Origin of the sequence: Mesorhizobium sp. B4-1-3 (genome assembly GCF_006439355.1) — a bacterium.
Classification (GTDB): Bacteria; Pseudomonadota; Alphaproteobacteria; order Rhizobiales; family Rhizobiaceae; genus Mesorhizobium.
On sequence record NZ_VFTG01000011.1, the window covers coordinates 134,780 to 158,110 of the forward strand.

A 23,331-nucleotide genomic window follows, 5' to 3' on the forward strand; every position below is an offset into this window, starting at 1 on the left:
CAGATGGGTGTGACGGAACGTAATCGTTGCAAAGGAATTCGCCCGCCACCATGCCCAGCCTCGTTATCGTCGAAGCCTCGGTCGCCGACCTGCGCCAAGCGCTTGAGGACGGCACCGTCACCAGCGTCGAGCTGGTCGCTGCGTATCTGCGGCGCATCGCCCATTACGATCGTCACGGCATCACGCTCAACGCGGTGCCGGTCCTCAACCCCAAGATGTTCGAAGAGGCGGAAGCGTCCGACCGGCGCCGCCGCGAGGGCAGGACGCTCGGACCGCTCGACGGCATCCCCTACACCGCCAAGGACAGCTACAAGGCCAAGGGGCTGACGGTTGCCGCCGGCTCGCCGGCTTTTGAGCAGCTCATGGCGAACGAGGACGCCTTCACCATCGCCAGGCTGCGCGCCGCGGGCGCGGTGCTGATCGGCCTCACCAACATGCCGCCGATGGCCAATGGCGGCATGCAGCGCGGCGTCTATGGTCGGGCCGAAAGTCCGTACAACAAGGATTTCCTCACCGCCGCCTTCGCCTCCGGCTCCTCCAACGGCTCGGGCACCGCGACTGCAGCCAGCTTCGCTGCCTTCGGGCTCGGCGAAGAAACGTGGTCGTCCGGGCGCGCGCCCGCCTCCAACAACGCGCTGGTCGCCTACACGCCTTCGCGCGGCGTAATCTCGGTGCGCGGCAACTGGCCCCTGGTGCCGACCATGGATGTGGTCGTGCCGCACACGAGGACCATTGCCGACATGCTGGAGCTGCTCGATGTGATCGTCGCCGACGATAACGAGACGCGCGGCGATTTCTGGCGCGTGCAGCCCTGGGTGAATATCCCGAAGGCATCCGAGCTCAGGCCGGCGAACTATGCTGCGCTTCCTCTGCAAGGCGCACTCAAGGGCAAGCGGCTCGGCGTGCCCAGGATGTATATCGGCAAGGACGAAGGCGCGGAGCGCCCGATCGAGACGCGCGCCTCGGTGCTGGAGTTGTGGCGACAGGCGGCGCGCGACCTGGAAGCGCTCGGCGCGGAAGTGGTCGAGATCGATTTCCCCGTCGTCTCCAATTACGAGCGCGATCGCCCGGGCGCGCGCTCCATGGTCGACCGTGGTCTCGTGCCGCCGGAATTCGCCGAGCGCGAGATCTGGGATCTGTCGATCTGGTCGTGGGACGATTTCCTGCGCGCGAATGCCGATCCGGCCATCCCGGATCTTGCTTCGGTCGACGGTGCAAAGATCTTCCCCCAGCCGCCGGGCACGCTGCGCGATCGTTACGGTGAAGCCGATTTCGATCTGGCGCAATATGTCGAGCGCGCGAAGCGGCGTGTGGCGCGACTGGAAGATATCCCCACCATAGAGGAAGGGCTGCAGGGCCTGGAGGCAACGCGCCATGCCGACTTCGAAGACTGGCTCGATGCCAACAAGCTCGACGCCGTGGTGCTGCCGGCGGTCGCCGATGTCGGCCCGGCCGATGCCGACGTCAACGAGGCTTCCGCCCGGCTTGCCTGGCGTAACGGGACGTGGGTTGCTAACGGCAATCTGGTCTGGCGGCATCTCGGCATCCCGACGGTGACGGTGCCGATGGGCGCCATGGCCGATATCGGCATGCCGGTCGGCCTCACCTTCGCCGGCAAGGCTTATGACGACGTGGCGTTGCTGAGGATTGCCGGCAACTATGAGCGCGCCACAAAGCGCCGCACCGTCCCGCCACGCACGCCGCCGCTGGCGGACGATGTGTTTGCGGCGGGCAGCGGTGTGGCGAATGCTACCGGCGATGCGCCGTTTGCCCTGATGCTGACTGCCGAAACGGTCCGCGCCGGTGACACGGACGAGATCATGATCGCGCTGGAGATCGAGGCGGGCAGGATGGGGCCGGCGGCGGCCGTGAATGTCCACGTCAACGGCGAGCCGGTGATCATGCGGGCCGACGGTAACCGCTACACAGGCCGTGCAGTCGTGCCGGCCGCGATACATCAAGGCTTCCACAGCGTCTGGCGCGGTCCCTACGGTTCGATCGTCACGGCCATCGTTAAGTCGTCGGATGGGCGTACTGCCGGGGGATATGCCGTGACGGGCGGGATCGGATAGCGCTGCGGCTACTCCACCCAATCCACCACCAGCGCCGCCACCCCGAACACAGCGCCCGCCGCGCATACCGCGTTCCAGCCGCCCCAGGCCCAGGCAATGCCGGCCAGTAGCGAACCGATCGCGCCGCCGATGAAGAAGATGCCGACGAACAGCCCGTTGATGCGGCCCCGCGCCTTGGGCTGCAGGAGATTCACCGCGCGGCGGCCCAGCGTCTGGTCGCCCGTGACACCGATATCGAGCAGCACCGCGCTGACGCCCATGAGGATGAGCGGCAGCCATGCCCCGCCGGCCTTGGCCGCGCCGGCCCATGCGGCGAGGCCGAGCGCCGCGATCAGCACGAGATGGCACAGGATCGTAGCGGAGCGCGTAAAGCCGCGGTCGCCGGCGCGGCCGAAGATCGGCGTCACCGCCGCACCCCCGGCGCCAACCAGCGCGAACAGCGCAATGCCTTTCTGGCCGAGATCGAAGGGTGGAGTGGAGAGGCGAAGCGCCACCGCGGTCCAGAACACGCTGAAGGCGGCCATCACCAGGCTGGCGGTAAAGGCGCGGCGGCGCAGCACCGGTTCCTGACCCAGAAGTCCGATCAGCGAAGCGATGAGCCCCACATAGCTCGTATGCGCCAACGGCTTCCGCCTCGGCAGCGTCAAGCCGAGCAGGATGGCGAGCAGCGCCAGCGCCGCGGCGCTGATGCCGTAGAAGGCGCGCCAGCCGAAGGCGTCGGCGACCAGGCTGGCGATCGGGCGCGACAACAGGATGCCTATCATCAGCCCGCTCATCACGTCGCCGATGACGCGCCCGTCCTGTCCCGGCGGCGCCATCGAGGCCGCGACCGGCACCAGCACCTGGATGCAGGAACAGGCCGCGCCAAGCACGAACAGCACGGCAAGCAGCGAGGCGGCCGACGGCGCGAATGAAGCGACCGTCGCGGCGAGCGCGGCGGCGCATAGCATGCGCAGCACTAGAACGCGGTTCTCGACGAGATCGGACAACGGCACCAGGAAGAACAGCCCGGCAGCGTAGCCGAGCAGCGTCGCCATCGAGACCAGGCCGCTTTCCGACGCCGCGGCGCCGAGCGAGGGTCCGATCAGACCGACCAGCGTCTGCGGCGCGAACAGATTGGTGACGATGATGCCGACCGAAGCGGCCAACAGCAGCGTCTGCGAGCGGGTGATGGTGCTGACGGCCTCGCTTGGCCGTTCCGTCAATGGCGCGTTGTGTGTGCCGTGCATCAATGAAGTCCTCGCTCTCTGCATATGTCGCAAGGACTTTATTCGGAACGATCATAATGCTACAATTGAAATGGTCTGATAATGATTATGCGAGATGCGCATGAACATCCATGACCTCGAGGCCTTCGTCGCCGTCGTCGAAACCGGCTCCATCGTCGGTGCCTCGGCCAGGCTCAATCTCACCCAGCCCGGCGTGACGCGCCGGGTGCAGAATCTCGAGGAGCGGCTGGCGACTCCCTTGCTCGACCGCCAATCGAAGCCGCTCAAACCCACCGCCTCGGGCCGCGAGGCCTATGAGCATGGCCGCCGCGTGCTGCGCTCGCTGGAGGATCTGAAGGCGGGCGTCTCGCCGGCCGGCGAGGTGAGGGGCGAGTTCCGCCTCGGCATCATGCCGTATCTCTCGACCAGTGCGCTGTCCGAGCCGCTCGACAGTCTTCGCGCGGCCTTCCCGCAATTGACGCTGAAGATCACCTCCAGCCTGTCGCCGCGCCTGGTGGAGCAGGTGCTGCACAGCGAGATCGACGCGGTCGCCGTCTGTCTGGCCGAGGGCGTCGCGCCGCCGCCGGAGCTTGTTGGCGACGATCTCGGCGTGCAGGCGGTGCTGCTGGTGGCTTCGCCAGGCCTCGGCGTGCCGAAGCCGGCCGAGCTCAACGATCTCGCGCGCTACCCCTGGGTGCTCAACGAAACCGGCTGCGGTTTCCGCGCGTTCATCCGCCACCGCTTCGAGGCGGCGCGGCTGCCTTTCCATGTCGGCGTCGAGGCGCAGGGTGCGGATCTCAGGATGTCGCTCGTGGCGCGCGGCCACGGCATCGGCGTCGTCACGCCCGGCGCGTTGTCGGGCAGCCAATGGCGCGACGCGGTCGAGGTGGTCGACTGCCCCGGCTTCAAGCCGCAAGTCCGCTGTTGGTTGCTCCACCGCCCGCCGGCCGGCAGGCTGGCGCGACCGATCGCGGTCTTTCGCGACGCGCTGGCGGAGGCGCTGAAGGGCCCGATGCCACTGATGTCGTAGGTGCGCTATCTCAACCCCGGCTAAGTCATACCGGTCGCCTGCAGGCCATCATTCCTCCTTCGGCTCTTTCACCGCTCGATGCCACGGTTGGTCCTTGCCGTCCCGCCAGGCACACCAGCCATAGGGGAGGTCCCAGAGTTCGCGGAGCGAGCTATCCAATTTCACCATCTCAGACAGGCCGACAAGCATGGCGTCGGCCATCTTGAAATCGACAGTTCGGTTCAAGAACTGCCAAGCGCCATCGTCACCATCGTGAGCAACGTAATCTACAATGTGCTCGCCCTTGATTATTTGATGTATCGTGAAGACGGCCATATTTGGCGGGTCGTCAAAAAGCCAATCAGGATCACCGGCGGTCATATGCAAGTTCCCGTGGGTTGGCGCATCGATGCTTCTCGTCAGGGAGGCAATGAGGCGAGCCAGGCGTCCCAGCATTCCTGTTGCATTCGCGGAAAGGCAGGCACCACATCGGGACCATCGGCAAAGATGTTGACCAGGTCTGTCTCTTTCGGCGGCTGTCCCATCTTTATTTTGCAGGCGATTAGTCCCCGGCTCATTTCGATCACCGTTCCCTCCGGGTAGACTCTCCCGCTGGCGCCGTAGCAGAAAGGCAGCAGCCCATCCAATTCAAGGCGCAGGCGAATCTGGAACAGCACTTCGAAATAGTCGTCCTCTTCAGCCTCGATAACCTTCTCCCGATAACTGCAGATGAGTCGGCATTTTGTCCCCGCATCATGGAGCGTAAAGACAGCCTGCTCGTCGTCGCCGTGTGTGCCCGCCCCGATCAGGAATACGGTTTATTGCTCCATCATCTTCCCCCATTGCTTGGTAACGATAGTTGCGTCGTGAGAATATTGCAACTCAAGATTGTTTGTAGGTCGCTTGTGTGTTGTACCTCGTCCTTGACCCGCCCCCACCCACGCTATCTTCGCACCAATGCCAGACGCAGCCCCCTCCGCCGCCGCGCCGCTCATCGTCATCGACCTGCAGACAGGCATGTTCGATGGCCGTTTCGATCCGCCGATCCATGACGCCGACACCATCGCCGAGCGCGCCCGCAGGCTGATCGACTGGGCGCGTCGCTCCGGCCGCAAGGTGGCGTTTATCCGCCATGACGGGCCGGAAGGCGATCCGCTGGCGCCGGGCGCTTCCGGCTGGCCTGTATGGCCGCTGCTCGATCAAGCCGCCGACGAACCGACCTTCGGCAAGAGTGTTGGCAATGCCTTTTCCAACCCAGAACTCGCCGAATGGGTGGCGGGGCAGGGCGCGAAAGACGTCGTGCTCATCGGCGCCCAGACCGATTTCTGCGTCGCCGCCACCGTGAAGGGCGCTTTTGCCGAAGGGCTTGGCGTGACTGTGGTTTCCGACGCGCATTCGACGCTGGACAGCGACGAGGAAAAGGCGCCCGACATCATTGCCCGTCACAACGAGGCCTTCGAGGAGCAGGGGGTTCGGATGATGACGACGGCGGAGTTGACCGAAGGTTGAGCGCGCCTTCTCCTTCCCCTCATCCGTCTCTCGGCGCTGCGCACCGACCCACCTTCTCACTGGGGGAGACGGAAGTACCCCAACCCAAGGAGCCCATCTTGCCAAGTCTTTGCCTGCCCGCTGAAGGAGGCTGCCGCTGCGGCCGTGTGCGCCTGAAGATCTCGGCAAGACCGTTGCTCACCATGGCCTGCCACTGCACCGGTTGCCAGTCGATGTCGTCCAGCGCCTATTCGCTGAGTGCGGCGATCCCCTCGGATGGCTTCGAGGTAACCAGGGGAGAACCGGTGGTCGGCGGTCTGCACGGCGCGTCGAAACACTATTTCTGCGGCTACTGCATGACCTGGATGTTCACGCGGCCCGAAGGGATCGACTGGTTCGTCAACCTGCGCCCGACCATGCTCGACGACCACGCCTGGTTCACACCCTTCATCGAGACCTGGACGGCTGAGAAACTGCCCTGGGCGGCGACATCGGCCGTGCACAGCTACGAAGCGCTGCCGTCCTTCGAGGAATACGAGCCGCTGGTCGCGGAATACGCCGCCACCCAAAGCTGATCGAAAACTGGACTGAGAAAAAAACGGCGACCCAGGGCAAGGTCGCCGTCGCCTTTTCCGTGCATGGTCGACGCGGCCGTTGGGGGCGCATTGTTGGGGATGTGCTTGGGCGTCCGCGTCGACCACGGCGGCCTCATACCGCAGGCTTCACCATGGCACGTTTGCCGCCCGCTGAAACTTCCGTGAAAACGGTATATGGCGGCGGTTGCATTTGCCTTCCTGCACACGGAGGAGAAAGCAAAGGGTGAAACAGTTTCTATCCTTTGCCGCATTGACCTCGTCCGCCTGAGCGGCGACGACTGACGCTTTCCTTTTCAAGGGATTGCATCGTGAACCAGACTCATTTTCTCAACGCCAAACTTGCCGACGGCACGGTCGCTGACTTCACCATAGCCGACGGCCGCTTCATTGCCATAGCGCCTGCAGCCAATACGGTCACGCCGCCATCCGGCGCTATCGACCTCGCCGGCCAGCTCGTCCTGCCGGCTTTCGTCGAGGGCCACATCCATCTCGACACCTCCTTCTACGGCGATGTCTGGCGCCCGCACATTCCCTGCACCAACGGCTTCGACGTGCGCGAGCGGGTTGCCTTCCAGATGCGCAACCTCGAGCAGGCAGCACCCATGGCGGAGCGGGCGAGAAACCAGCTCGAGCTCTGCGTTGGCAATGGCAGCCTCGCCATGCGCAGCCATGTCATGGTCGACGCCACGGTCGGGATGAAGCATGTGGAGACGATCCTCGCGGTGCGGGAGAAATACCGCGACCTGATCGACATCCAGCTCGTCGCCTTCCCGCAGAGCGGCATTCTGTCCTCGCCAGGCACCGCGGAGTTGCTCGACGAGGCGCTCAAGCTCGGCTGTGACCTGATCGGCGGGCTCGACCCGGCAAGCTTCGACCGCGACGTGAAGGGCCATCTCGATGTGGTGTTCGGCCTTGCCGAAAAACGCGGCGCCGGTATCGACATCCACCTGCATGACCGCGGCACACTCGGCCTGTTCGAGATCGAGGAGATCGCCGCCCGGACCACGGCATCGGGCATGCAGGGAAAGGTCGTTATCAGCCACGCCTACGGGCTGGGCGACATCTCCGCCGATGCGTCGGCCAAGGCTGGCGAGCGGATCGCCGGCGCCGGCGTCGCCATCATGACCAACGCGCCCGGCGATCATCCATTCCCGCCGGTGGCGGCGCTGCGCAAGGCGGGCGTCACCGTCTTCGCCGGTTCCGACAACATCCGCGATTCATGGTGGCCCTATGGCGATGGCGACATGCTCAACCGCGCCAACATGATCGGCTACCGCTCCGGCTTCTACGAAGATTGGGAGCTGGAGGCCGCGTACGACGTGGTCAGCCACGCCGGCGCCAAGGCGCTGGGGCTCGAAGGCTACGGCATCGCTGTGGGCGCCAAGGCGGATTTCGTTGCGCTGAAGGCCGAGCATGTCCTGGAAGCGGTGGTGGCGGTGCCAAAGGATCGCACCGTCTATCGCGCGGGCAGGGAAGTGGCGCGAGGCGGGAAAGTGGGGCCGAAAACCAGGTGAATTAGAAGCCGTCAATTTGTTGCCGAGCTACAACTCGCGCTATCGCCTCCTCTTGGAGACGTGAATCAAACCCATCAAGGCGACAAGCGAAGCGTCTGACATTGCAGGTCATGCAAGCTCCTGATTTTCATGCAGACCGCGTGGCTGATCCTGCAAACTAGTTTGCATGCATATGTTTCAAGCCGCTCCGGCTTCGTGAAGCATTTCACCGTTCGCGCGCTATCGACTGGTTACAGACGCATCGCAAAAGCGACGCCGGGAAGAGGCGGCGTCGGTTTTCTGCCGCTGATCGAAATATGGAGGCTCTCATGATCAAAAGTCTTAGCAGGATCCGCGCTGCCTTCGCGCAGGCCAGCAAGCGCCGCCGCACGACGCGCGAGCTCAACGAACTGCCGACGGAGATCCAGAAGGACATCGGCCGGCCCGAAAGGGCCGAGCCCGACGAAATCCGGTTGCCGTTCTAATCGCGCGGTGCCGAAGACGCGGCATCGGCGGTCGTGGTGGCTTGATGGATAATGGTCCTATCCCAGCAACCACCACAAGCCGCAAGCTGCCAGCGCGATCAGCACCGCGACGCCGGCAAGCATCAGATAGGATCCCATGATCATCTCTTTGATGATCTTCTTGATGCTGGCACGGTCGTTGAGATTGGGAAAGGGCTCGTTGGGCAAAGCGACGCCGAGAAAATCGCAGAGGGGCGCCCAGCCGTCGCTAACCTTGAAGACCAGCAGTTTCTCAGGCGGCACTGCCGCTTTCACCTCTTCGATATAGGAATTGTAGCGCGCCACTGCTTTGTCGCGGTCGTTCATCACGCCCTTCAGCGTCCGGCCCCATACCAGCTTGCGTGACATGTCGCCGAACTTGCGGCCGAACGGCGTTAGCCATTCCAGCACCTTGAACTGCCAGACATTCTCGGTGAAGTAGATCGTGTCGATGGTGCTGTCATACCAGGCTTCGGCGCCGCGCGGATGCAGGGTCAGAAGCACCTTGGCCTCCGGATAGGCAGCCATCAGCTCGCGCCATACGCAGCAGCCTGGATTGTCGACGGTCGCCCGGTAATTGGCAAAGACCCTGTTCCAGTCCTGCGGCGTGCCGGGCGGGCTGTTCGCAACCTTGCGCCAGAAATCCAGGTGGCCCTTATTTGCCTTGTTGATGATGACTTCCTGCATATGATAGCTCGGAAAACCGAGCCGGTTCAGCGCGGCGAAAGTCGACCATGTGCCGGTGCGACCGAAGCCGGCCCCGATGAGCTCGAGTGTCATACCCGTTTCCCCCGTTGGTCCGGATTGATTTTCTATCAACTTCCGGTTCCGGGTTATGATCGTGCGCTAGTCCCGCCGACCGCGCAATGGCAATCCATTAGCATTTGCGAAAATCTGTGGGCCAAATGTCGCCTCGTCGATGCGCCATGACCGTTTTGTGTATTCACGCGAAACGCGCCGCCTGATAATAGGTCAACTAAGCTGACCTAAATAAGCACTGCGGGAGGTGCGCCTTGACCCTGTTGAACCTTCTGGCCTCGCGCTCTTCGCGCATGAAGGCTTCGGAAATCCGCGAGCTGTTGAAGCTGCTCGACCAGCCGGACATCATCTCCTTCGCCGGCGGCATTCCCGACCCGTCGCTGTTTCCTGCCGAGGCCATCGCCGACGCTTACCAGGCCGTCCTCGGCGGCGCCGAGGCGGGGGCGGCCCTCCAGTACCAGGTCAGCGAAGGCTTCCTGCCGCTACGCAAATGGCTGGCCGCCTATATGGGCAAGCTCGGCGTTCAATGCGACGAGGGCAACATCTTCATCACCTCCGGCTCGCAGCAGGCGCTCGACTATCTCGGCAAGCTGTTTCTGTCGCCCGGCGACACGGCCCTGGTCACCTGGCCGACCTATCTCGGCGCGCTGCAGGCCTTCAACGCCTATGAGCCGCGCTACGACCGGCTGAACACCGCCGGCGGCAACATGACCCCGGAGGCCTATCGCGCGGCCGCCGGTGCTAACGGCGGCAAGGTGAAATTCGCCTATCTGGTGCCGGATTTCGCCAATCCGACCGGCAACACGCTGGACGTCAAGCAGCGCGAGGCGGTTCTCGACCTCGCCGGCGAGCTCGACATCGCCGTCATCGAGGACGCCGCCTATCGCGCGCTGCGCTATGACGGGGAAAGCGTGCCGCCGATCCTGGCGCTCGACTGCGCCCGCGCCGGCGGCATCGATCATGCGCGCACGCTCTATTGCGGCTCCTTCTCGAAGATCCTGTCGCCCGGCATGCGCGTCGGCTGGGTGTGCGCGCCGCGCCATGTCGTGGAGAAGCTGGTGCTGATGAAGCAGGCCTCCGACCTGCACAGCCCCTCGATCAACCAGATGGTCATGCACCGCGTCGCCGAGACCATCTTCGACGCCCAGGTTGACAAGCTGATCGGCGCTTACCGCAAGCGACGCGATGCACTGCTTGGCGCGCTCGAAGCCGATATGCCGGACGGCATTTCCTGGAGCCGTCCGGACGGCGGTATGTTCGTCTGGCTGACGCTGCCGGAGGGTGCTGACGCCACCGAGCTCCTGGCGCGTTCGGTCAAGGAGGCGCGCGTTGCCTTCGTGCCGGGCAACGCCTTCTACGCCGACGGCACCGGCCGCAACACGCTGCGCATGTCGTTCACCCTTGCCGACGACCGCGCGGTGAACGAAGGCGTGCCGAGATTGGCGAAGCTGCTGCGGGGATAGCCTTCAATCACCGCCGTCTCGCGCAGGCGTGATTGATAGTGCGCAGGCGTGATTGTCCGCCCGGCCGATTCCTCGGCTAGTGTCGCGGCCGATCCAACACCCCCTGGATCAATCCGACCGTGGGGTCCCACCTCCATGGTCCGAACGAAAGAGCCCCGACGGCCTCCACCGGCGGGGCTTTTTCGCTGTCTAGGCAGGCGGTCGCGCCAGCTTGCCCTTTTTTCGGGCCGCTTTTTCGCTACGCTGTGTTATCCAGGGAGGATCAAATGACCTTGCGCGTCTGCTTCACCATGCTTGCCCTCATCGCCTTGGCCACCCAGGCGCGGGCATTCGAGATCTCCAGCACGTCGGTCTCCGACGGCAAGTGGGACGCGAAATATCTCGGCGACAAGGCCGGCTGCGGCGGCAAGAGCATCTCGATCGCGCTTGCCTGGAGGGATCCGCCGGCCGGAACGAAAAGCTACGCGCTGACCATGTTCGACACCGATGCAAACGGCGGCAAGGGATTCTGGCATTGGCTGGCCTGGAACATCCCGGCGAGCGCCAAGGGACTGCGCGAGGGCGCCGGCGCGCAAGGTGGCAAGCGCATGCCCAAGGGCGCGGTGCTTGGCAAAGGCGACGTCGGCCGAGCCGGCTATTTCGGCCCGTGCCCGCCGCCCGGCAGCGGCGACCATCACTACATCTTCACGCTCTACGCGCTGGGCGACAAGACGCTGCGCATACCGGCCAACCCGTTGCCGGAAATGGTCTCGGTGGCGGCGAAGAGCTCCGCACTCGGCCAGGCGACGGTGACGTATACTTACGGAAGATAGCAGGGCGCCCGTGACAGCCAATCTCCCCCACGACGGGAGAGATCAGCAGCCTCACGCTTTACTCCGCCGCCTCCAGCTTATCCTGCGTCTTCGTCTCGAAGTCGCTGGCGTCGTGGCGCTCGCGCAGCTGCAAGGCCGGATCGCCGGACATGCGGTTGACCATGCGCCCGCGTTTCACCGCAGGCCGCGCATCGATCGCGTCGGCCCAGCGCTGCACGTTCTTGTATTCGTGCACGGACAGGAACTCGGCGGCGTTGTTGTAGCTGCGGCCCTTCGCGAGCCCGCCATACCAGGGCCAAACCGCAATGTCGGCGATGGTGTAATCGGGGCCTGCGAGATATTCGCTTTCCGCCAGCCTGCGATCGAGCACGTCCATCTGCCGCTTGGTCTCCATGGCGAAGCGGTCGATCGCGTATTCGATCTTGTGCGGCGCATAGGCGTAGAAATGGCCGAAGCCGCCGCCAAGATAGGGTGCGGAACCCATTTGCCAGAACAGCCACGAAAAGGTTTCCGCCCGCGCCGCGCGCTCGGTCGGCAGGAATTCGCCGAATTTTTCGGCGAGATAGGTGAGGATCGAGCCGGACTCGAACACGCGCAACGGCTTCGGCTCGCTGCGGTCCATCAGCGCCGGGATCTTCGAGTTCGGGTTGACCTCGACGAAGCCGCTGCCGAATTGGTCGCCGTCGCCGATCTTGATCAGCCAGGCATCGTATTCCGCGCCCTTATGGCCGAGCGCCAGAAGCTCCTCCAGCATGATCGTCACCTTCTGGCCGTTGGGAGTGGCCAGCGAATAGAGCTGCAGCGGATGCCTGCCGACCGGCAGTTCCTTCTCATGCGTCGGGCCCGCGATCGGCCGGTTGATCGAAGCGAACTCGCCGCCATTCGGCTTGTTCCAAGTCCAGACTTTCGGCGGGATATATTCATCCATGTGCGGAGGCCTTGTAGGTTCGGAGAACTGCGACGTCTGCTGATGGCGATAGACTTAGGTGCGGTTGCGCGCGCGTCAAAGAAAAAAGTTCAATCTTCGTTGAACTAGCGCTTGTGCCAGCATGCGGGGCTTCCCTTCTCCCACAGAAGGACGAAGGCCCTTGCGCCGCGCGCCTCCGGCCATACTTAATAGGGAAGACCCGCAATGCAGGATGGATCGATGACCATCGGGAAAATTTCGCGCTCCGTCGTTGCCGTGCGCGCCATGGTGCCGGACGACGCTTTCACCGCCAATGCGCTGGGCACGCGCCGCGAGGGCAGCGGCGTGGTGATCCGCGACAATGGCCTTGTGCTCACCATCGGCTATCTCATCACCGAGGCCGAGGAAGTGTGGCTGACGGACCAGGACGGCCGCGTGGTCGCGGCGCACGCGCTGGCCTACGACCAGGAGACCGGCTTCGGCATTGTCCAGGCGCTGGCGCCGCTCGGTCTGCCGGCGGTCCAGTTTGGCAGCGCCAGGAAGGCCGATATCGGCGATGCCGTGACGCTCGCCGACGGCATCGGCCAGCAGGTCGACGCCCACATTGTCACCAAGCAGGAATTCGCCGGCTACTGGGAGTATCTGATCGACGAGGCGATCTTCACGGCGCCCGCGCATCCGTCCTGGGGCGGAGCCGCGCTGTTCGACCGCGACGGCAAGCTGCTCGGCGTCGGCTCGCTGCGGCTGCAGATGAGTCGCGCCGGCGAGGTCGCCGACATCAATATGGTCGTGCCCATCGACCTTTTGACGCCGATCCTCGATGATCTCATCAGGCGCGGCCAAGCGGCGAAGGCGCCGCGCCCGTGGCTCGGCGCCTTCTCGGCCGAGTCGAACGGCATGGTGGTGGTGATGAGCGTGGCAGAAGGTGGCCCGGCCGCCCAGGCGGGCCTGCGTCAGGGCGACATCATCTCCGACGTCCGCGACGGCGAGGTCGACGGTTTGGCCGATTTCTACAGAAAGCTCTGGCAGAACCCGGCCGGCTCGGAAATTCCGCTGCGCGTCGTGCGCGACGGCCGCGAAACCTGGCTGCGCGTCAAATCCGCCGACCGCAATTCCTTCCTGAAGAAGCCGCAACTGCAGTAGGTTCGGCGTCCTTATGCATCCCAGACTGCTGAAGACTTTTCTCGCGGTCGCGCGCGCCCGCAACGTCACGCGCGCGGCGCAGGAGGTCAATCTCGCCCAATCGAGCGTCAGCGACCAGATCCAGTCGCTGGAGACCGAGCTTGGCGCCAGCCTCTTCACCCGCTCGCGGCAGGGACTCACCCTGACGCCGGCGGGCGAGGCGCTGAAACCCTATGCCGAGGATTTGCTGGCGCTCGCCGACGACGCGCGCGCCGCCATCGATGCCACCAGAGCCGGGACGGCCGGCAGCCTGTCGCTCGGCGCGCTGGAGACGATCGCCTCGGCAAGGCTGGCTCCGTGGCTCGCCGGTTTCCGCGCCGCCCACGCCGGCATCGACATCAAGCTCCGGATCGCCGGCAGCAGCGAGTTGCTGCGCCGGCTGGGCGACGGCGAGATCGACGTCGCCTTCTGCTTCGAGCGATCCCCTGAGCTCGAAGATCAGCGCTTTGCCAGGCGCGTTGTGGCGGCCGAGCCGCTGGCGCTGATCGCGCCGCCCGGCGAAAATCGGGCGGACATCGATCTGGCGGCGCTGGCCGAAAGGCATTTTGTCGCCACCGAGACCGGTTGCGTCTACCGCGCCATGGTCGACAGGGCCTTTGCCGAAGCGGGCCTGGGCGAGCCAAGGTTGGCGGCAGAAGCCGGCAGCATCGACGCCATAGCCGGGCTGGTGGCGGCAGGCGCCGGCTTTGGCCTTGTGCCGCGGCTGGCGGTCGCCGCCGCGATCGAGCGCGGGGCAGTGGCCGAGCTTGCCTGGCCCGGCCCGGTCCGCTCGGCCGACATCGTGATGATATGGCGTCGCCGCCGCGTCCAGCCGCCGACTCTGAAGGCGCTGCTCACCGCTCTTGGGGAGGGCTTCGTCCCGGTCACACCAGCCGGTGCCCGCCCTCGACATGCAGCGTCTCTCCCGTCGTGAAACCATTGCCGATCAGGAATCGGATCGCATCGGCGATGTCCTCCGGCTTTCCGATGCGCCTCGCGGGTAACCGCTCCGCCATGGCGGCCAGGATCTCGGCCTTCCGGTCGCCAGCGACGAATTCCCAGATCGGCGTGTCGATCCAGCCTGGCGAGACGGCGTTGACGCGGATCGGCGCCAGTTCGATGGCCAAAGCCCGCACCAGCCCTTCCAGCGCCGCGTTGACCGCAGCGACCACCGCGCCGCGCGCCGCCGGCCGGTAGGCGGCAATGCCCGAGACGAAAGTGAGCGAGCCGGTCGGCGGCAGCGTCGGTGAGCCATGCTTGGCAAGCAGCAGCGGTCCGTAGAACTTGCTTTCCACCACACGCTGCGCGGCTGAAAGCTCGACCTCGGGCAACAGCCGGTAGGCGCCCCCGATGTCGGCCGCGGTGCTGACGATATGGTCGATCCTGCCGATGCGCTGAAACAGTGCGGCGACCTCATCCTCGCGGCTGATGTCGGCTACCGCCGTTTCGAGTGTATCGCGGCGGCCGAGCGCTTCCCGCGCCGCGCTCAGCTTCGCTTCGCCGCGCCCGGCGATGATGACGCGCGCGCCTTCCGCGAGGCACTGTCCGGCAAGTGCCAGCCCCATGCCCGAGCTGCCGCCGACGACCAAGATTCTTTGCTTGTCCATGTCCATGCCTTTCCTTGCATGGAAAGGGTTTGGCAGACGCTGGCCCGAAGCGGAAACGGAAGAAACCGATGGCGCCATCGGAAACTCCGATGGCGAGGCACGCCGACTGCCAGCGCAACCCCTGGCATAACCGGTCGCGAGACCTGGCCGCGCGGGAAACCCGGCTCCCCGCCGTCCTTCGCGAGGCAACCACAATTTCGGCAATCTTGACTTGGGCGCCACCCGATCCAGATGCACAGGTACGGGCTTCGAGTTCATGCTTTGCGCGCACTCCTGATCGTCGACGTATTTCAGGCTGACGAATGCCCGCCGAAAGGAGACATCTGTGAACAACAAGTCGATCATCATGCTGGCCACGTCGCTGGTTTCCGGCCTCCTATTTTCGTTCGGCGCCACGCCCATGGCGGCGGCGCAAAGTGCTGCAACCAACATCGTTGTGGGCGCCGACACGACCTTTCCGCCATTCGAGACCGAGACGAACGGCGAAGTAACCGGTTTCGACATCGACATGATCCAGGCGATCGCTAAGGCCGAGAACATGACGGTCAGCCTGAAGACTCTGCCGTTCAACGGGATTATCCCGAGCCTGCAGGCCGGTTCGATCGACGCCGCGGTTGCCGGGATAACCATCAAGACCAGCCGGATGCAGAACGTCGACTTCAGCGACGCCTATTACAAATCCGGCCTTTCGGTGCTGGTGAAGAAGGACTCCGGCATCAAGGGCTTCGACGATCTCAAGGGCCACGTGGTCGCAACCAAGAAAGCAACCTCTTCCGTCGACTATCTGACCAGCCACGGTTTCGCGCCTGATTATGTGAAGCAATTCCAGAGCATCGATGCGGCCTATCAGGCGCTCGAAACCGGCGGAGCCGACGCGGTCATCTTCGACAACCCCGTCAACGTCAATTTCAAGGCCGGCCACGACAACGTCGAGACCGTCGGTCCGCTGCTGACCGGCGAATATTACGGCATCGCCATCAGCAAGCAGAAGCCGGAACTGGTCGAGAAGATCAATGCCGGCCTCGCCAAGATCAAGCAGAGCGGCGAATACCAGAAGCTTTTCGAGAAATATTTTGGAGGCGACACCAGCGGCGTCGTCAATGAGGTGCAAAAACCGGCCTCCGTTGCGATTTCGGGCTGAGGACCGCTCGGATCAACCGAACGGCAGATTCTTCGGCCTTCCCGGCTTGTCCGACCGGAGGGTGCATGGCTCGAGCCATGCGTTCCTCCGGCGAGGCGGCGGGAATTAGCATTCCAAGGTACGGTGCATGGGCCCTATCTGGCAAAACCTACCCGTCATCCTCGATGGCCTGCGGCTTACCATCCAGTATTCGATCGTCGCCATCCTGCTGATGGTGGTGATCGGCCTGTTCGCGGCGCTGATGCGCCTGTCGACGGTTGCGCCGCTGCGCTGGCTCGCCACCGGCTATGTCGAGATTTTCCGATCCACCCCGCTCCTGGTGCAGCTCTTCTTCATCGTGCTCGGCCTGCCGGCGATCCTGCCCGTCAACCAATGGTTCGGGCAGCTCACCTATCCTATCCTCGCCGCCGCCTTCACGCTGAGCCTGAACGAAGGCGCCTATGTCACAGAGATCATTCGCGCCGGCATTCTCGGCGTCGACCGGGGCCAGAAGGAGGCGGCGCAGTCGATCGCCATGAACGGCTTTCAGACGATGCGCTACATCGTCCTGCCCCAGGCGTTCAAGCGGATGATCCCGCCGCTGGTCAACCAAGCGGCCCAGACGATCAAGGACACCTCGCTGCTGGCGCCGGTGGGCATCGCCGAACTGGTCTACAAGGGCGAGATCGTGATCGCCGAGACCTTCGCGTCCTTCGCCATCTGGGGGCTGATCGCCGCCCTCTACTTCGTCCTCATCTTCTCGCTGTCGAAGTTCTCGTCCTATCTGGAGAGGAGGCTTCAAGTTGATAAACGTTAAGGACCTTCACAAGTCCTTCGGCCACAACGAGATCCTCAAGGGGATAACCACTCATGTGGAGGAAAAGGAGGTCGTCGTCGTCATCGGCCCGTCGGGAAGCGGCAAAAGCACGTTCCTGCGCTGCCTGAACGGGTTGGAGAAGGCAACCAGCGGCGAGATCGAAATCGCCGGCATGGTTCTGACCGATCCGAAGACGAATATCCATCAACTGCGCCAGCATGTCGGCATGGTGTTCCAGCAGTTCAACCTGTTCAAGCACCTGACCATTCTGGAGAACGTCACGATCGGCCCGCGCAAGGTCAAGAAGATCCCTGTCGAGGAGGCCAACAGGGTCGCCCGCGAATTGCTGGCCAAGGTCGGCCTTGTCGGTAAGGAGGCGAGCTATCCCGATGAGCTTTCCGGCGGCCAGCAGCAGCGCGTGGCCATCGCCCGCTCGCTGGCGATGGGACCGGCGGTCATGCTCTTCGATGAGCCGACCTCCGCGCTCGATCCCGAAATGGTGGGCGAGGTGCTTCAAGTCATGAAGACCCTCGCCGTCGAGGGCATGACGATGGTCGTCGTCACCCATGAGATGGGTTTTGCCCGCGAGGTCGGGCACCGGGTGATCTTCATGGATGACGGCATGATCGTCGAGGAAGGGGCGCCGAAGGCGCTTTTCTCCGATCCGCAAAGGGAGCGCACGAAGAGCTTCCTGGCGAAAATCCTGTAGCGTCAGACCCGCCGATTCCCTCCATTGACCTTAGTGCCAGCTTCTGCTGACAGAACTGGCAGCAGACGAGGCTACTTGGGCCGCGGAATCGGCGAGACTGTCTTGCGATCAGCAATGTGGCAGAGGTGACGATGGCCCCCATCAAAGTCGATCCGGACAAGGTGCGCGAGTTCCCGGACGCGGAGAGTTTTTATGCCTGGCTGGCCGACAACCATGCCGGCGAAAGCGAGGTCTGGATCAAGATCCACAAGGTCGGTTCGGGTCTGCCATCGATCACGCCGAAGGAGGCGATCGACGTCGTGCTCTGCTTCGGCTGGATCGACGCGGTGCGCAAGTCGCTTGACGATAAGAGTTTCCTGCAGCGCTACACGCCGCGCGGCAAGAAGAGTATCTGGAGCAAGATCAACATCGACAATGTCGCGCGCCTGATCGAGGAGGGCCGCATGACCGAGCACGGCCTGCGCGAGGTCGACGCTGCCAAGGCCGATGGCCGCTGGGACCGCGCCTATGCCGGCTCGAAGGGAATGACCATCCCGCCCGACCTGCAGGCCGCGATCGATGCCGAGCCGAAGGCGAAAGCGATGCTGAAGAAGCTTTCCGCCCAGAACCGCTTCGCGTTCGCCTTCCGCACCCACAACATGAAGACCGAGGCGGGGCGCAAGAAGAAGATCGCCGATCTCGTCGCCATGCTGGCGCGCGGCGAAACGATCCACCCGCAGAAGAAGTAAGGCATGATCCCGAACCGCAGGACCGCGTTAGCGAAAAGTGGTTGCCGGTTTTCGGAGAAGATCATGCCTCACTAAAGCATGTCTCCCGAAAGTGGCCCCGGTTTCGGGACAAAGACATGCTTAAAATCAAAAAAATTTAAAGCAGGTCGCGTGAATCTTTCTTCACGCGACCTGCTTTAAGGCAACCAAAAACGCCGCCCAGAAGGGAGGGGCGGCGTTTTCGGGAAGCGATGGTCCTGAACCCTCTGCAAGCGGTTCCGGATCATCCGGTCATGAAGTTCGAAACGCGTCGGGCCTTACGCGGCCTTCTCCGCATGGTGCTTGCGCGCGTGATGCTTCTTCACGTGATGCTTCCTGGCATGATGCCTCGAGTGCTTCTTCACGTGATGATGCTTGCGGGCATGATGACGATGATGCTTGCGGTGATGCTTCTTGTGCGGGCCATTGCTGGCCGGCTTGGCGGCATCCGTCGCTGCCGGCTTCGCGGCTTCGGTGGTCGCAGCCGGAGCCGTGGTCGCCGCCGGAGCCGTCGTCGTCGTGGAGGTCTGGGCATTGGCGGCCGGCACCGCGAAAGCGAGCGCGACGGCGAGGCCGAGTGCGGAAAGAAGGGTCTTTTTCATAATCGGCAATCCTTGGGTTTAAGATCGATGTCTTTGTCGCGCGCCGAAATTCGGCTGCTCCGGTACCGGTTATGACAGCCGCTTTTTTCGCGAGTTTTTCTCGAATGTTGAATCTTGTTTCCGGATTGTGTCTGCCGGGCCCCCAACGCTTAGGCGCCATTCATGAATCCGATCGAACAATGCAGTGGACGCGATCACCGCTCACATGGGGAGATGGCCAATCTCAGCAGACGCGCGCTGGTAGAGCTGCTCGGGTCAGCGTCGCGCATCTGAGATTCTAGTCCACAAACCGGCGCTGACGATGGACATGGCTTTCAAGCTCGATCGCGAGTGGCATATCCCGCAGAGGTCCTGATCGTCCGTATCACTTGGCCGACCAAGGCGACAAAAAAGGGAAAAACCTGCCACTCGGGCTTGATCTTCTTCGCCAACCGGTCATCCCATTCATCCGCCATGCTACGAAAATAGCATTCGAGGCTCGCGAAATGTGATGCTAAGTTCGCGCATGCAGGGCGGTGGCGCGGTCGTGCAGAGGAGGGGCAATCGGGGCGAGAACACCGCATTTTCCAAGATATCGGACGCAACCATTGAACCATCGCGAGGCCGCCGCGTTTCCCGTGGTTGGCCACCAGGGAGGAACCACCAGTGAAAGCATCCTGTCTCGTCTCGGCCGCGCTCCTTGCGGCATCTGCAATGCCGGCCGCTGCCGGCCAGATTTCCGACGGCAAGGTCAAGATCGGCATCTTGAACGACCAGTCGGGCGTCTATGCCGACTTCGGCGGCAAGTGGTCGGTCGAAGCCGCCAAGATGGCGGTCGAGGATTTCGGCGGCAAGGTGCAGGGCGCGCCGATCGAGATCGTCAGCGCCGATCACCAGAACAAGCCCGACATCGCCTCCAACATCGCGCGCCAGTGGTACGACACCGAGCAGGTCGACGCGATCATGGAGCTCACGACATCCTCCGTGGCCTTGGCCGTCCAGGGGCTTTCCAAGGAAAAGAAGAAGATCGACATCGTCACGGGCGCTGCCGCAACCGACCTCACCGGCAAGCAGTGCTCGCCCTATGGCTTCCATTGGGCCTATGACACCCATTCGCAGGCCGTCGGCACCGGCGGCGAGTTGGTCAAGCAGGGCGGCGACAGCTGGTATTTCATCACCGTCGACTACGCTTTCGGCTATTCGCTGAAGGACCAGACCGCCAAGCTCGTCGAGGCCAGCGGCGGCAAGGTGCTGGGCGAAGTGCGCTATCCGCTCGGCTCCACCGACTATTCCTCCTTCCTGCTCCAGGCGCAGTCCTCCGGCGCCAAGATCGTCGGGCTCGCCAATGCCGGCCTCGATACCTCGAACTCGATCAAGCAGGCGGCCGAGTTCGGCATTGTCGCCGGCGGCCAGCGGCTGGCCGCGCTTCTCTTCACGCTCGCCGAAGTGCATGGGCTCGGCCTGCAGGCGGCGCAGGGCGTGGTGCTGACCGAGGGCTTTTACTGGGACCGCGACGACAAGAGCCGCGAATTCGCCCAGCGCTTCTTCAAGCGCACCAACCGCATGCCCAACATGATCCAGGCCGGCACCTATTCGGCGGTGACGCAGTATCTCAAGGCCATCGACAAGGCCGGCACCGACGAAACCGAGGCGGTGGCCAAGCAGTTGCATGAAATGCCGGTCAACGACGTCTTCACCTCAAACGGCAACGTGCAGGCTGACGGCTCGATGGTGCACGACATGTATCTCTACCAGGTCAAGAAGCCGGAAGAGTCGAAGAAGGACTGGGATTACTACACCTACCTGGCGACCATTCCCGGCGACAAGGCCTTCATGAAGGCCGAGGACAGCGGCTGCCCGCTCGTCACCAAGTGACGCTCGACACCGCCACCGCTGTCCGCCAGGGCAGCACGGAAGAGATGCCGCGGGTGGTGCTTTCCGCCCGCGGTTTGCGGCGCGACTTTGCCGGCTTCGTCGCGGTGAAGGATGTCGACCTCGACGTCCATCACGCCAGGATCCACGCGCTCATCGGCCCGAACGGCGCCGGCAAGACGACTATCTTCAACCTTTTGACCAAGTTTCTGCAGCCGACCAGCGGCAGGATCGAATTGCTCGGCACCGACATCACGCGAACGCCGCCTGCAAAAGTGGCGCGCATGGGCCTCGTGCGCTCCTTCCAGATCTCCGCGATTTTTCCGCACCTTTCAGTGCTAGACAATGTCCGCGTCGCGTTGCAGCGCCCCGGCGGGCTCGGCTACCAATTCTGGCGCTCGCTTTCCGCGCTCGATAAGCTCACGCCAAGGGCGCGCGAACTGCTTGATATCGTCGGTCTGCACGACGCCGCGCATCGCCTTGCGGGCGATCTCTCCTATGGCCGCAAGCGCGTGCTGGAGATCGCCACCACACTCGCCCTCGACCCGAAAGTGCTTCTGCTCGACGAGCCGATGGCTGGCATGGGATATGAGGATGTCGGCATGATCTCGGGCATCATCCGCTCGCTCGCCAAGAACCGCGCCGTGCTGATGGTCGAGCACAACCTCACCGTCGTTGCCGATCTCTGCGACTGGATCACCGTCATGCAGCGCGGCCAGGTGCTTGCCGCCGGCGACTACGCCACCGTCAGTCGGGACGAGCGCGTACGCGTCGCCTATATGGGGACAGCGCACGAAGAGGGCGGGCATGAATGAGCCGCTGCTTGCCGTTCGCGATCTCCACGCCTGGTACGGCGAGGGCCATGCGTTGCACGGCGTCAACCTCGACGTCATGCGCGGCGAGACCGTGACGCTGCTCGGACGCAACGGCGTCGGCAAGACGACGACGCTGCGCGCCATCATGGGCCTGATCCGCAAGCGCAGCGGCAGCGTCATATTCAACGGCAAGGAACTGATCGGCCTGCCGCTGCACCGCGTCGCCCATCAGGGCATCGGCTTCGTGCCGGAGGAGCGCGGCGTCTTCGCCACGCTGACCGTCGACGAGAATCTCATCCTGCCGCCGGTTGTGGCCCAGGGCGGCATGAGCGTGGAGGAGATCTTCGAGCTCTTCCCCAATTTGAAAGAACGCCGCAACAGCCAGGGCACGAAGCTTTCCGGCGGCGAGCAGCAGATGCTGGCGATCGCCCGCATTCTTCGGACCGGCGTCGAAATGCTTCTGCTCGACGAGCCGACTGAAGGGTTGGCGCCGGTCATCGTCCAGCGCATCGGCGAGTTGCTGGCAACGCTGAAGAAGCGCGGCATGACCATCCTCCTGGTCGAGCAGAACTTCCGCTTCGCCGCCAGCATCGCCGACCGTTTTTATCTGATGGACCACGGCAAGGTGGTCGAAGGTTTCCCGGTCGGCCAGCTTTCCGCGCACACCGACAAGCTGCACGAGGTGCTGGGGGTATGATCGCGCAATGTTGACGGTCTTCGGCATCCCCATCCAGGCGCTTCTCGGCCAGCTCCTCGTCGGCCTGATCAACGGCTCCTTCTACGCCATACTCAGCCTCGGCCTCGCCGTCATCTTCGGCCTGCTGCGCATCATCAACTTCGCCCATGGCGCGTTCTATATGCTGGGTGCCTTCATTGGCTATTTGTTGCTGGTGCACCTCGGCATCGGCTACTGGCCGGCGCTGGTCCTGGTGCCGCTCATCCTCGGCCTGCTCGGCATGCTGGTCGAGCGCCTCGCCCTGTCTCGGCTCTACCAACTCGACCCGCTTTACGGCCTGCTCTTCACTTTCGGCCTCGCCTTGGTCATCGAAGGCGTGTTCCGCTATTATTACGGCGTCTCCGGCAATCCCTATGCCGTGCCAACCTTGCTTGCCGGCGGCACCAATCTCGGCTTCATGTTCCTGCCCAATTATCGCGGCTGGGTGGTGGTGGCCTCCCTGATCGTCTGCTTCGGCACCTGGCTGCTGATCGAGAAGACCAGGCTCGGCTCGTATCTGCGCGCGGCGACCGAGAACCCGGAACTGGTGCAGGCCTTCGGCGTCAACGTGCCGCTGCTCCTGACACTCACCTATGGGTTGGGCGCCGCGCTTGCGGGCCTCGCCGGCATTCTCGCCGCGCCCGTCTATCAGGTCAGCCCTCTGATGGGTTCGGATCTCATCATCGTCGTCTTCGCCGTCGTCGTGGTCGGCGGCATGGGCTCGATCCTCGGCGCCATCGTCACCGGTTATATGCTCGGCCTCGCCGAGGGCCTGACCAAGGTTTTCTATCCCGAGGCCTCGAACCTCGTCGTCTTCGTCATCATGGCGATCGTGCTTTTGCTCAGGCCGGCCGGCCTGTTTGGAAGGGACGCCTGAG

At 63.8% G+C, this 23,331-nt stretch carries 25 protein-coding genes; 18 read left to right on the forward strand and 7 right to left on the reverse strand.

Annotation, left to right across the window (positions count from 1 at the left end; genetic code table 11):
• Positions 1-50: 50 nt before the first annotated feature.
• Complete coding sequence (locus FJW06_RS16520; protein WP_140753297.1) at positions 51-2,072, forward strand: amidase; 2,022 nt, start codon at positions 51-53, stop codon at positions 2,070-2,072.
• 8 nt (positions 2,073-2,080) lie between these two features.
• Here the strand turns inward: FJW06_RS16520 and FJW06_RS16525 are convergent, their stop codons facing one another.
• Positions 2,081-3,301: an MFS transporter gene (locus tag FJW06_RS16525; protein ID WP_140753298.1), complete on the reverse strand. Its 1,221-nt coding sequence runs from the start codon at positions 3,299-3,301 to the stop codon at positions 2,081-2,083.
• Positions 3,302-3,401: 100 nt separating this feature from the next.
• Between FJW06_RS16525 and FJW06_RS16530 the strand changes: the two genes are divergently transcribed.
• A complete protein-coding gene (locus FJW06_RS16530) occupies positions 3,402-4,310 on the forward strand; it encodes a LysR family transcriptional regulator (RefSeq protein ID WP_140753299.1) in 909 nt (302 codons plus the stop codon).
• 48 nt (positions 4,311-4,358) lie between these two features.
• Here the strand turns inward: FJW06_RS16530 and FJW06_RS16535 are convergent, their stop codons facing one another.
• Both FJW06_RS16535 and FJW06_RS30590 read right to left on the reverse strand, forming a co-directional pair.
• Positions 4,359-4,670, reverse strand: a complete 312-nt coding sequence (locus FJW06_RS16535; protein ID WP_140753300.1) for a hypothetical protein — start codon at positions 4,668-4,670, stop codon at positions 4,359-4,361.
• A 38-nt stretch (positions 4,671-4,708) separates the two neighbouring features.
• Complete coding sequence (locus FJW06_RS30590) at positions 4,709-4,966, reverse strand: hypothetical protein (RefSeq protein WP_246674648.1); 258 nt, start codon at positions 4,964-4,966, stop codon at positions 4,709-4,711.
• Between the two features lie 280 nt (positions 4,967-5,246).
• On the opposite strand from FJW06_RS30590, the gene FJW06_RS16545 reads away from it, so the two are divergent.
• The 4 genes from FJW06_RS16545 to FJW06_RS16560 all read left to right on the forward strand — a co-directional run bounded on the left by FJW06_RS16545 (position 5,247) and on the right by FJW06_RS16560 (position 8,351).
• A complete protein-coding gene (locus FJW06_RS16545) occupies positions 5,247-5,798 on the forward strand; it encodes a cysteine hydrolase family protein (protein WP_140753301.1) in 552 nt (183 codons plus the stop codon).
• 98 nt (positions 5,799-5,896) lie between these two features.
• On the forward strand, positions 5,897-6,352 hold the full coding sequence (locus FJW06_RS16550) for a GFA family protein (RefSeq protein ID WP_140753302.1): 456 nt from the start codon (positions 5,897-5,899) through the stop codon (positions 6,350-6,352).
• A gap of 329 nt (positions 6,353-6,681) precedes the next feature.
• Positions 6,682-7,887, forward strand: a complete 1,206-nt coding sequence (locus FJW06_RS16555) for an amidohydrolase family protein (protein ID WP_140753303.1) — start codon at positions 6,682-6,684, stop codon at positions 7,885-7,887.
• 308 nt (positions 7,888-8,195) lie between these two features.
• Positions 8,196-8,351 carry a DUF1127 domain-containing protein gene (locus FJW06_RS16560; protein ID WP_140753304.1) on the forward strand — a complete coding sequence of 52 codons (156 nt, stop codon included), beginning with the start codon at positions 8,196-8,198 and terminating at the stop codon, positions 8,349-8,351.
• Between the two features lie 57 nt (positions 8,352-8,408).
• Here FJW06_RS16560 and FJW06_RS16565 read toward each other — a convergent pair whose 3' ends face one another.
• Entirely contained in the window at positions 8,409-9,149 is a 741-nt protein-coding gene (locus tag FJW06_RS16565) for a sulfotransferase family protein (protein ID WP_140753305.1), read from the reverse strand.
• 272 nt (positions 9,150-9,421) lie between these two features.
• Here FJW06_RS16565 and FJW06_RS16570 point away from each other — a divergent pair, with 272 nt between their 5' ends.
• Positions 9,422-10,591 carry a PLP-dependent aminotransferase family protein gene (locus tag FJW06_RS16570; RefSeq protein ID WP_181178356.1) on the forward strand — a complete coding sequence of 390 codons (1,170 nt, stop codon included), beginning with the start codon at positions 9,422-9,424 and terminating at the stop codon, positions 10,589-10,591.
• Between the two features lie 266 nt (positions 10,592-10,857).
• Positions 10,858-11,403: a YbhB/YbcL family Raf kinase inhibitor-like protein gene (locus tag FJW06_RS16575; RefSeq protein WP_140753307.1), complete on the forward strand. Its 546-nt coding sequence runs from the start codon at positions 10,858-10,860 to the stop codon at positions 11,401-11,403.
• A 58-nt stretch (positions 11,404-11,461) separates the two neighbouring features.
• Here FJW06_RS16575 and yghU read toward each other — a convergent pair whose 3' ends face one another.
• On the reverse strand, positions 11,462-12,331 hold the full coding sequence (yghU, locus tag FJW06_RS16580; RefSeq protein ID WP_140753308.1) for a glutathione-dependent disulfide-bond oxidoreductase: 870 nt from the start codon (positions 12,329-12,331) through the stop codon (positions 11,462-11,464).
• A gap of 219 nt (positions 12,332-12,550) precedes the next feature.
• On the opposite strand from yghU, the gene FJW06_RS16585 reads away from it, so the two are divergent.
• Both FJW06_RS16585 and FJW06_RS16590 read left to right on the forward strand, forming a co-directional pair.
• Entirely contained in the window at positions 12,551-13,453 is a 903-nt protein-coding gene (locus FJW06_RS16585; RefSeq protein ID WP_140753309.1) for a S1C family serine protease, read from the forward strand.
• A 13-nt stretch (positions 13,454-13,466) separates the two neighbouring features.
• Positions 13,467-14,405, forward strand: a complete 939-nt coding sequence (locus FJW06_RS16590) for a LysR family transcriptional regulator (RefSeq protein WP_140753310.1) — start codon at positions 13,467-13,469, stop codon at positions 14,403-14,405.
• Here the strand turns inward: FJW06_RS16590 and FJW06_RS16595 are convergent.
• Positions 14,356-15,084 (reverse strand): SDR family oxidoreductase, encoded by a 729-nt coding sequence (locus FJW06_RS16595; protein WP_140753311.1) that lies wholly within the window; start codon positions 15,082-15,084, stop codon positions 14,356-14,358. The two genes, FJW06_RS16590 and FJW06_RS16595, sit on opposite strands and share 50 nt — an antisense overlap.
• 319 nt (positions 15,085-15,403) lie before the next feature.
• Here FJW06_RS16595 and FJW06_RS16600 point away from each other — a divergent pair, with 319 nt between their 5' ends.
• The 4 genes from FJW06_RS16600 to FJW06_RS16615 all read left to right on the forward strand — a co-directional run bounded on the left by FJW06_RS16600 (position 15,404) and on the right by FJW06_RS16615 (position 18,452).
• The gene (locus FJW06_RS16600; protein ID WP_210238965.1) at positions 15,404-16,219 is read left to right on the forward strand and encodes a transporter substrate-binding domain-containing protein; all 816 of its coding nucleotides are present in this window, start codon (positions 15,404-15,406) and stop codon (positions 16,217-16,219) included.
• A 127-nt stretch (positions 16,220-16,346) separates the two neighbouring features.
• Entirely contained in the window at positions 16,347-17,015 is a 669-nt protein-coding gene (locus tag FJW06_RS16605) for an amino acid ABC transporter permease (protein ID WP_140753312.1), read from the forward strand.
• Positions 17,002-17,724 (forward strand): amino acid ABC transporter ATP-binding protein, encoded by a 723-nt coding sequence (locus tag FJW06_RS16610; protein WP_140753313.1) that lies wholly within the window; start codon positions 17,002-17,004, stop codon positions 17,722-17,724. The genes FJW06_RS16605 and FJW06_RS16610 overlap by 14 nt, the downstream gene beginning before the upstream one ends.
• Before the next feature lie 131 nt (positions 17,725-17,855).
• Positions 17,856-18,452 (forward strand): YdeI/OmpD-associated family protein, encoded by a 597-nt coding sequence (locus tag FJW06_RS16615; RefSeq protein ID WP_140753314.1) that lies wholly within the window; start codon positions 17,856-17,858, stop codon positions 18,450-18,452.
• Positions 18,453-18,748: 296 nt separating this feature from the next.
• Here the strand turns inward: FJW06_RS16615 and FJW06_RS16620 are convergent, their stop codons facing one another.
• On the reverse strand, positions 18,749-19,072 hold the full coding sequence (locus tag FJW06_RS16620; protein ID WP_140753315.1) for a hypothetical protein: 324 nt from the start codon (positions 19,070-19,072) through the stop codon (positions 18,749-18,751).
• A gap of 645 nt (positions 19,073-19,717) precedes the next feature.
• On the opposite strand from FJW06_RS16620, the gene FJW06_RS16625 reads away from it, so the two are divergent.
• Genes FJW06_RS16625 through FJW06_RS16640 form a run of 4 tightly spaced genes read left to right on the forward strand, consistent with a single transcriptional unit; the run spans position 19,718 to position 23,330 of the window.
• Positions 19,718-20,926: an ABC transporter substrate-binding protein gene (locus tag FJW06_RS16625; RefSeq protein WP_140753316.1), complete on the forward strand. Its 1,209-nt coding sequence runs from the start codon at positions 19,718-19,720 to the stop codon at positions 20,924-20,926.
• Positions 20,927-20,970: 44 nt separating this feature from the next.
• Positions 20,971-21,738 carry an ABC transporter ATP-binding protein gene (locus tag FJW06_RS16630; protein ID WP_140753337.1) on the forward strand — a complete coding sequence of 256 codons (768 nt, stop codon included), beginning with the start codon at positions 20,971-20,973 and terminating at the stop codon, positions 21,736-21,738.
• Entirely contained in the window at positions 21,731-22,435 is a 705-nt protein-coding gene (locus FJW06_RS16635; protein ID WP_140753317.1) for an ABC transporter ATP-binding protein, read from the forward strand. The genes FJW06_RS16630 and FJW06_RS16635 overlap by 8 nt, the downstream gene beginning before the upstream one ends.
• Positions 22,436-22,442: 7 nt before the next feature.
• Entirely contained in the window at positions 22,443-23,330 is an 888-nt protein-coding gene (locus FJW06_RS16640) for a branched-chain amino acid ABC transporter permease (RefSeq protein WP_140753318.1), read from the forward strand.
• The last annotated feature ends 1 nt before the right edge of the window (position 23,331 follow it).